The sequence below is a fragment of the Lactobacillus porci genome, from assembly GCF_009695985.1.
GTDB classification, from domain to species: Bacteria; Bacillota; Bacilli; order Lactobacillales; family Lactobacillaceae; genus Lactobacillus; species Lactobacillus absianus.
Window position 1 is genome coordinate 1 of sequence record NZ_VUMX01000046.1, and the last position, 7,507, is coordinate 7,507.

Annotated in this window: 5 protein-coding genes and 1 pseudogene; 2 read left to right on the forward strand and 4 right to left on the reverse strand. The window is 47.4% G+C overall.

What is annotated here, in order from left to right; all coding sequences use genetic code 11:
• Positions 1-352: 352 nt before the first annotated feature.
• The 3 genes from FYJ62_RS09885 to FYJ62_RS09895 all read right to left on the reverse strand — a co-directional run bounded on the left by FYJ62_RS09885 (position 353) and on the right by FYJ62_RS09895 (position 2,301).
• Positions 353-745: a hypothetical protein gene (locus FYJ62_RS09885; protein ID WP_154549516.1), complete on the reverse strand. Its 393-nt coding sequence runs from the start codon at positions 743-745 to the stop codon at positions 353-355.
• Between the two features lie 395 nt (positions 746-1,140).
• On the reverse strand, positions 1,141-1,791 hold the full coding sequence (locus FYJ62_RS09890) for a DUF3232 domain-containing protein (protein ID WP_154549517.1): 651 nt from the start codon (positions 1,789-1,791) through the stop codon (positions 1,141-1,143).
• Positions 1,792-1,827: 36 nt separating this feature from the next.
• Positions 1,828-2,301, reverse strand: a complete 474-nt coding sequence (locus tag FYJ62_RS09895; protein ID WP_154549518.1) for a hypothetical protein — start codon at positions 2,299-2,301, stop codon at positions 1,828-1,830.
• 382 nt (positions 2,302-2,683) lie between these two features.
• Between FYJ62_RS09895 and FYJ62_RS09900 the strand changes: the two genes are divergently transcribed.
• Together FYJ62_RS09900 and FYJ62_RS09905 are read left to right on the forward strand one after the other, a co-directional pair.
• Positions 2,684-4,615: an alpha/beta hydrolase family protein gene (locus FYJ62_RS09900; RefSeq protein WP_154549519.1), complete on the forward strand. Its 1,932-nt coding sequence runs from the start codon at positions 2,684-2,686 to the stop codon at positions 4,613-4,615.
• A gap of 217 nt (positions 4,616-4,832) precedes the next feature.
• Positions 4,833-6,211: pseudogene (locus FYJ62_RS09905) on the forward strand (IS3 family transposase).
• Positions 6,212-6,309: 98 nt separating this feature from the next.
• Here FYJ62_RS09905 and FYJ62_RS09910 read toward each other — a convergent pair.
• The coding region (locus FYJ62_RS09910) for a mucin-binding protein (protein WP_195837427.1) at positions 6,310-7,507 on the reverse strand (1,198 nt) is incomplete at its 5' end.

The window sequence follows — 7,507 nt, forward strand, 5'->3', positions numbered from 1 at the left end:
CTTTGGCAGCTCGAGCGGTACGATTGGATGTTCAGTCATAATATCGTGTTCCTCCGTATTCAATTGTTAAGAACAGTATATGACTATTGAACAGAGGTCGATAGATACCGCGCTATTGGGCGCTTACAACTCACTTAATGATGATTGTGTTGCATTATAATTACTAGTTTAGCTTTTTCTCTACTGAAGTGAAAGCATTTCCTTTTAACCAGTCTCCATTGTCCGTTTTTCATAATGAATCAGGCAAAATAACAGACAGCAGTTTCCGAAAAAGTACCCAACTACGATGCTATTCCTAATCTTGAACACGTCAAAAAGCCGCCAGACTGCATTAGCAGCCGGCGGCTTTTTTCTATAAAGTTTCGAACTTTTCGCCTTCTTGTTGGTCGTCAAGGTACAATTCTCTAGGCAGGATGCTTGGATACTGATGCCATTGGCGGATCGACAAGGCCATGCGGCCGTTTGACAAGTGGCGGACTTCCCCTTTCTGGCTGGTGAAAGTACCTTCCACTTGGTCAAAAAGCAGCGTCGCTACTGGATTGTCAGGGCACTTGTAGGTCACGCCCCAAGTTGTTGCGTTGCAAACTCTGGCCTTAACGCCGGCCACCGTCATGCGAACCTTGTAGGTCAGCGGAATGAAGCCGTACAGTTTCCGGTAGAAGGCCCAGTCTTCATGGCTGATCTCCAACTCCCCTTCTGGATAGTACTGCTTGTTCTCCAAGTCGTACAGGGCAAAATCCTTCATCCCCGCCCACATGTCATGAACACGCGACCCAGTTCTTTCGGATTAATCATGGCTCAAGAACCTGTCTACGACTTCGAGCATAAGCTCGTTAATCGCATCACTGTAAAATAACAGCTCGAGCGGTACGTTGGATGTTCGGCCTTAATATCGTGTTCAACTGTAAAAGCAGTAGATGACTATTAAACAGAGGTCGATAGATACCGCACTCTTGGGCGCTTACAAAGCAAATAAAAATGGTGAAACTCGAACAAATACGCCGAGCTTCACCATTTTTTGTTTGTCTCATCATGCAATTGCTATCAAGATCCTTCGACAACGTCACGAAAAGTGTCAAGAACAACTATATGACTCTTTATACAGAGATATGTTGTTAGCTGATCAAGTTCCTGCTCAAACTATTTTTGCACTTGGGCATCTTGATAGTTGGTTTCTGCCAGCCATGATATAACTGCATTGCCAACATCAGTACGATGCACATCATGGACTGATCTGCCATCGCCAACATCTAATACCGGCTCTATGCCTTCCGACTTGTTAATTCTATTTGCGGCCGCAAGACTTGCAATTACTGCATCATGTTGGCGCCGTCTAGCATTATCAAGTCTGGCATATTCTTCTCGGTAGTAATTCATATCATTAGCTTCTTTGGCTTTAGCTAACTTTAAATCGAAATTTCTTACAATTGTTGCATATTCGGCCATATCATTAATTAACATGTCATGAAAGTCAGAGTAATAGTTTTCGTCTTCTTCGTCAACTAAGTTGCCTAATTCGTCTAGTGCCTTTTGATTGATGAAGTATGCAGCCATTGGTCTATTCTGAATAACGGATTTCGTCCGCTTTCTAATATAGTCTAAATTCGCTTTTTCAACTTCATTCATATCAGTTGGATCTTCGACTAAATTAAGTTGGTAGAGTACCTCGCCAATTTGCTTGCGATTATTAACCCACTCTTCGTCAGTCGATAGGCTCTTTATCTTACTGTTTAAATTGTTCAAGCGAATATATAAATCAAGCTTTTGGGTCTCGGTCAGTTTATATGTCATATTAATTTCCCCTTACCTTTTGTTTACGATGTTTCTTCATGTATGTTGAACTGGCAACTTCATCGGTAAAATCTTTCTTTTTGCGATTGATTTCCCATCGATCTTGATCGATAGTGTTTCTAAATTCAAGGTATGGATCGGTAAATCAGGCCGCATTGTCTGAATCATCTTAATTAGATGCTCACACACCTTATTATACTGGTAAAAGATTAAAATTGGATGGATTTGACCAAATTCTCCTTCATCCCGTCTTGTTAGCAAGTTTAACAATCTTAAGTCCTTTGGAGCATATCCACTCGTTGCTAACACTTCTTCTTGCATCATTCGTGCTTGAATTGGAAACTCAATTTTGCCTGACTCATAAGCATCATCAATCATGTCTAGATCCCAGCGTGTACTGGCTGAAATATTAAAAAATTCATGACTGACCGTTAAATCAGGCATATATTGGCGGGTATTTTGGATCCAAGTCCTCCAAAAATCTCGCTTCATATTGCTTGTAGAATTCATCCGCGGCCTTGCTCAAGCCATTGATCAAATCAGCCGCTTCATCGCCAACCGTCGTGATGGTAAAGGTAACCTTGGTGAAGGGCTTGAGACACTCCCTAGTCAGCGGCAGCGGATTTGGATCAGGCTTGCGCTTCCGGTAATTTCTTCGATTGCAGCCTGCGAGCCATTGACGCAGGGGATGTCTGCCGCATCTTCTTCTGACATTTGTCTGCTCCTTTCATTTTTTCTCTGTAACTAATGGAATTTCATTTCAATTTTCAAAAAAAGCATAGCATCAATTGATAGCGCATACATCAAAAAAGCCGCTTTTGTAAAGTTTTTGTAACCACCTGCAAATTAGAGTAAAATTAAAGCAAATCACTGACAGAAAAGAGGACGCAAGATGCAAGCAATCAAGATTGAAGACTTTTTGCATTACAGCAATTTAGGCAAGCTCCAGTGCAAGGGGCAGAGCCTGGCCTGGGTCAAGGCCCTGCCTGACGCGGCAAAGAAGGAAAAATACCGCTATACCATCGATGAATACAAGGACGGTGCGATCCACCCCCTCACCTCCTTTGGCGAGGAAAGCGATTTTGTCTTTGCTGACGACAACACCATCTATTTTGCCGGCAACCGGACCAAGGAAAAGGACAAGACCTTCATCTACCAGCTCCACCTGGATGGCGGGGAAGCCCAGGTCGCAGCTGCTTTGGATCACGCGGACTACGGCGTGGCCGACGTCTTGGCTGACGGCCGCCTCCTGCTCACCCGCCGGGTTGACCTGAATGAAGCTGCCAAAAAGAAGGATCCTGACGCCAAGGACTACATCGTGATGGACGAGTTCCCGGCCTACTTCAACAACCAAGGCGTCATCTCCAAGCTCCGCGACCGCCTGTTTATTTTTGACCCAAAGACCCAGCAGCTGACTGAGCTCTTAAAAGATGACAAGTACTTTGCCTTTGACTTCTTCCAAGCCTGTGGCCAAACCCTTTACTTCACCGGGGAATCCTACACCCATTCCGAGAGCCTGAAGCCGGCCCTTTTTGCCATGGACCTGGACACCTTAAAGACTGAAGAGCTGTTGCCAAAAGACCAGTGGGCGATTTTTGACATTTTTACCCTCAAAGACCAGCTCTACCTGGCCGCCACTGACCAGAAGCGCTACGGCGTGGAAGAGAATCCCCAGCTCTATCTTTATGACAAAAATAAGCACGGACTTAGTCTGGCCGCGGCTTGGGACGACTGCTGGGGCAACGTGGTCGACACCGACCTCTGCCTGCTCGACGTCCGCACCAGCCGCGAGTTCCAGGATAAGCTCTACTTCACCACTACCAAAGTCGACCACTGCGTCCTGGAAGTTTTTGACGGGGAAACGGTCAAGCCAGTCTTTGAATTCCCATCCATTGACTACTTCGACTTTACTGGCGACGGTACCCTCTGGTTCACCGGAGCTGCCGCTAATGAAACCCAGCAGCTCTACTCTTACAAGGATGGTCAGCTGAGCAAGCATTCAAATTACAATGAAGACGCCTTAAAGGACCGCTATGTCGCCCAAGCCCAGCAGCTTGACTACACTGACGCTCAAGGAAAAACTCAGCATGGCTGGGTTCTGTACCCAAAGGACTTTGATCCTAAGCAGCAGTACCCTGCGATTCTCGATGTCCACGGCGGTCCAAAGACGGTCTATGGCACCCCTTTCTTCCATGAAATGCAAGTCTGGGCTGGCGCGGGCTACTTCGTCTTCTTCTGCAACATCTATGGTTCAGACGGACAAGGCAACGATTACGCTGATATGCGCGGCAAATGGGGCCGGCAGGACTACGACGACTTAATGAAGTTCACTGACACAGTGCTGGCTCAAGTGCCGCAGATTGCTGCTGACAAATTGGGCATCACGGGCGGCTCATACGGCGGCTACATGACCAACTGGGTCATCGGCCACACCCACCGCTTCGCCGCTGCCGCCACCCAGCGGTCCATGTCCAACTGGTTCAGCGACTCATTCTTGTCAGATATCGGCCCATGGGACGACCTCTACGCTGTTGGCGCCAAGGAATTGGGTGAAGATTTGGACTATGCCTGGCAGCAGTCTCCGCTCAAGTATGCCAAGAACGTGACTACCCCGACCCTCTTCATTCACTCTCTGGAAGACTACAGATGTCCTTTGCCTGAAGGGATGCAGATGTTCCGGGCCTTGCTTTACTACGGGGTTGAGGCGAGAATGTGCCTGTTCAAGGGGGAAAACCACGAATTGTCACGCAGCGGCCAGCCAAAGCACCGGATCCGCCGCCTAAGCGAGATTACCAGCTGGTTTGACAAGTATCTGAAACAGTAGTTAGCACTTTTGAAAAATCTACCAGGTGTTATTGGTAAGTGTTCAATTTATCCTTGCAATTGGCGCTTGCAATGTTTCATGCCTTTAGCCTCTGTGATCTAATCGACCACACGCGTGTCTTGCGCGAGAAATTGCGCTGGAAACAAAAAAGCCGTCGCAAGGACGACCATTTGATATGACCCCCGAAATTAGGACACTAATTTCGGGGGTTATTTTCATGACTAAATACACTAAAGAAATCAAACTTGCTATCTACCACGAATGGGTAAATGATCACAGAAGAGACACCTACCTTAGCCGGAAATATGGGATGGGGCGTGGAGGAATCCAGTATTTGGTGGACTTGATTCAAAAACATGGTGAAGATATTCTGGATCGCCCTCAACAGAAATATACTGCCGATTTCAAGCTTGCTGCCATTGATAGAGTTCTGCTAGGCGGTGAAGCACTTAGACAGGTTTCTCTAGACTTAGGACTTACAAATACAGGAATTCTTGCAAATTGGCTTCGCTCTTTTAAAGAAAACGGGTATACTGTCATTACCAAGAAGAAAGGTAGACCACCCAAGAATGCCCAAAAGCAAGGACAAACAGCGGATCAAAGAGCTGGAAGAGCAGGTAAAGAGGCTTACAGTCGAGCTTGCATACATAAAAAATTGGAGGCCTTAATTCAAGAACGGAAGAGCCAAGAAAAGAAGAATTAGCTCGTGCAATCAATGAATTAAGGCAAGAATTGCGGCTTAGCGTTAAGTACATTATTGACGTTATCAATGCCAACCCTGGATTGCCTCATATCTCAAGAAGCAACTACTACTACCAAACCCATAAGCTTGATAAGGATTCTGGTAACCAGAAACTGATGGATAGAATCAAAGAGATCTTTCTTGAACACAGCCAGCGCTATGGGTACCGGCGAATCTACGGACAGCTTCGCCGGGAAGACTATGAGGTCAACCATAAGAAGGTGCAGAGGCTCATGCAAAAGATGGGCTTATTCGCCATCTCAATCCGCAAGAAACGTAACTACAGCAGCTATTACGGCGTTCAAGGCAAAATCAAGCCAGACTTAATCAAGCGCAATTTCTACGCAATTATCCCCAACAGACATTGGTTTACCGACGTGACTAAATTCCATCTTAGAGATCAAAAGCTCTACCTTTCTCCAATTATCGATGGTTGTACCCAAGAAATCATCTCCTACAACATTTCTAGGCACCCAGACCTTAAGCAAGTGATGACCATGCTAGATGACGCATTTGAGAAGCACCTGGCTCTTAACGGGCTTATTTTCCACTCAGACCGTGGGTGGCAATATCAGCACCAAGCATATCAAGCCGTTCTGGCTAACAGAGGGATCGATCAGAGTATGTCCAGGTTGGGTAATTCTCTTGATGACGGCTTAATGGAAGGCTTCTTCGGCATTCTTAAGCGTGAGATGTTCTACGGCCAAGAACATAAATACAAGGACTTAAATGAGCTTGAGCAAGCTATTCACAAATACGTCGATTACTACAACAACGTAAGAATCAAGACAGGACGAAAAAACATGACCCCGATTGAATATCGGAATCATGTTTTAACAACCTTAACGGCGTAATACTAAATTGTCCCAATTTTTGGGGTCACATCAGCTTGGGTCTCTTTTGATTCCAGCAAAAAAGCCCTGATCAATGATCAGGACTTCTCCACATTAACTTAGTGGCGCTTCTTGCGCAGACTTGCCAGACCGAGAGAGGCAGACATGCCTAAGGCAATCAGGCCGGCAGCGACTGCTGCTGGAGATTCCTTGGCGCCAGTCTGTGGCAGCTTGGCGTCACCTGCCGCGGTCTTAACAGAGTTGGCTGAGCCAATTCCATTGCCGTCAGCATTGGTCAAGCCAGCGCCATTGAGAGTTGGCGTGCCTGGAGTGACTGGTTCGCTTGGCGTCTTCGCATGGCCATTCAGCTGGCCAGCGTTTGGATGAGCTGGATCAGACTTAGTTTTCCGAACAAGCGGCTTAGCCTTTGGCTTGGTCGGCTTGGTTTCCGGTGTTGTCGGCTTATCAGACTTAATTTGCGTGTAGGTTACAGTGTAGCTGCGGTTTGGATCATCCGGAGTTACGGTCTCGCCGCCCACACTCTGCTTGTCGGCAGTGTAGCCTGGCTCTACTGGAGTCGTTACTTCAGTGTACTTGTGGTCTTTTTGATCCCAAGTAGTCGTGGTCTTGCCAGTGACTTCGTCCTTGCTGGTCTTGCCGGTGAAGGTCGTGCCTTCTTCGACCTTCTTGGTCTTGACCACCTTGCCGTCCTTGTCCTTGTAGACGTAGGTTACGGTCTGCTTGCCTTCTGACTTGACCGTGCCCGGGGTCTCGGTATGGTCGTACGGCACTTTGGTGTCCTTGGACGGATCCGTTGGAACTACTGGGTCGCCTGGTTTGCCGTTCTTTGGAGTCCAGCTTGGAACTTCTGGAACCTTGCCGTTCACGACCTTGGTTGGGTCCTTTGGATCGGTTTCGTACGGCACTGATGGCGTGTTTGGAATTGGGTTGCCGTTTGGATCTACCGGTACGACGCTGCCGTTTGGAGTGTAGACAACGGTGTAGCTGCGGTTTGGATCAGCTGGAGTTACGGTCTCGCCGCCCACGCTCTTCTTGTCGGCAGTGTAGCCCGGCTCTACTGGAGTCGTTACTTCATTGTACTTGTGGTCTTTTTGATCCCAAGTAGTCGTGGTCTTGCCAGTGACTTCGTCCTTGCTGGTCTTGCCGGTGAAGGTCGTGCCTTCTTCGACCTTCTTGGTCTTGACCACCTTGCCGTCCTTGTCCTTGTAGACGTAGGTTACGGTCTGCTTGCCTTCTGACTTGACCGTGCCCGGGGTCTCGGTATGGTCGTACGGCACTTTGGTGTCCTTGGACGGA

Coding starts and splice junctions, on each gene's coding strand:
- FYJ62_RS09900 (WP_154549519.1), top strand. CDS start 2,684: ATGCAAGCAATCAAGATTGAAGACTTTTTGCATTACAGCAATTTAGGC.
- FYJ62_RS09885 (WP_154549516.1), bottom strand. CDS start 745: ATGAAGGATTTTGCCCTGTACGACTTGGAGAACAAGCAGTACTATCCA.
- FYJ62_RS09895 (WP_154549518.1), bottom strand. CDS start 2,301: ATGAATTCTACAAGCAATATGAAGCGAGATTTTTGGAGGACTTGGATC.
- FYJ62_RS09890 (WP_154549517.1), bottom strand. CDS start 1,791: ATGACATATAAACTGACCGAGACCCAAAAGCTTGATTTATATATTCGC.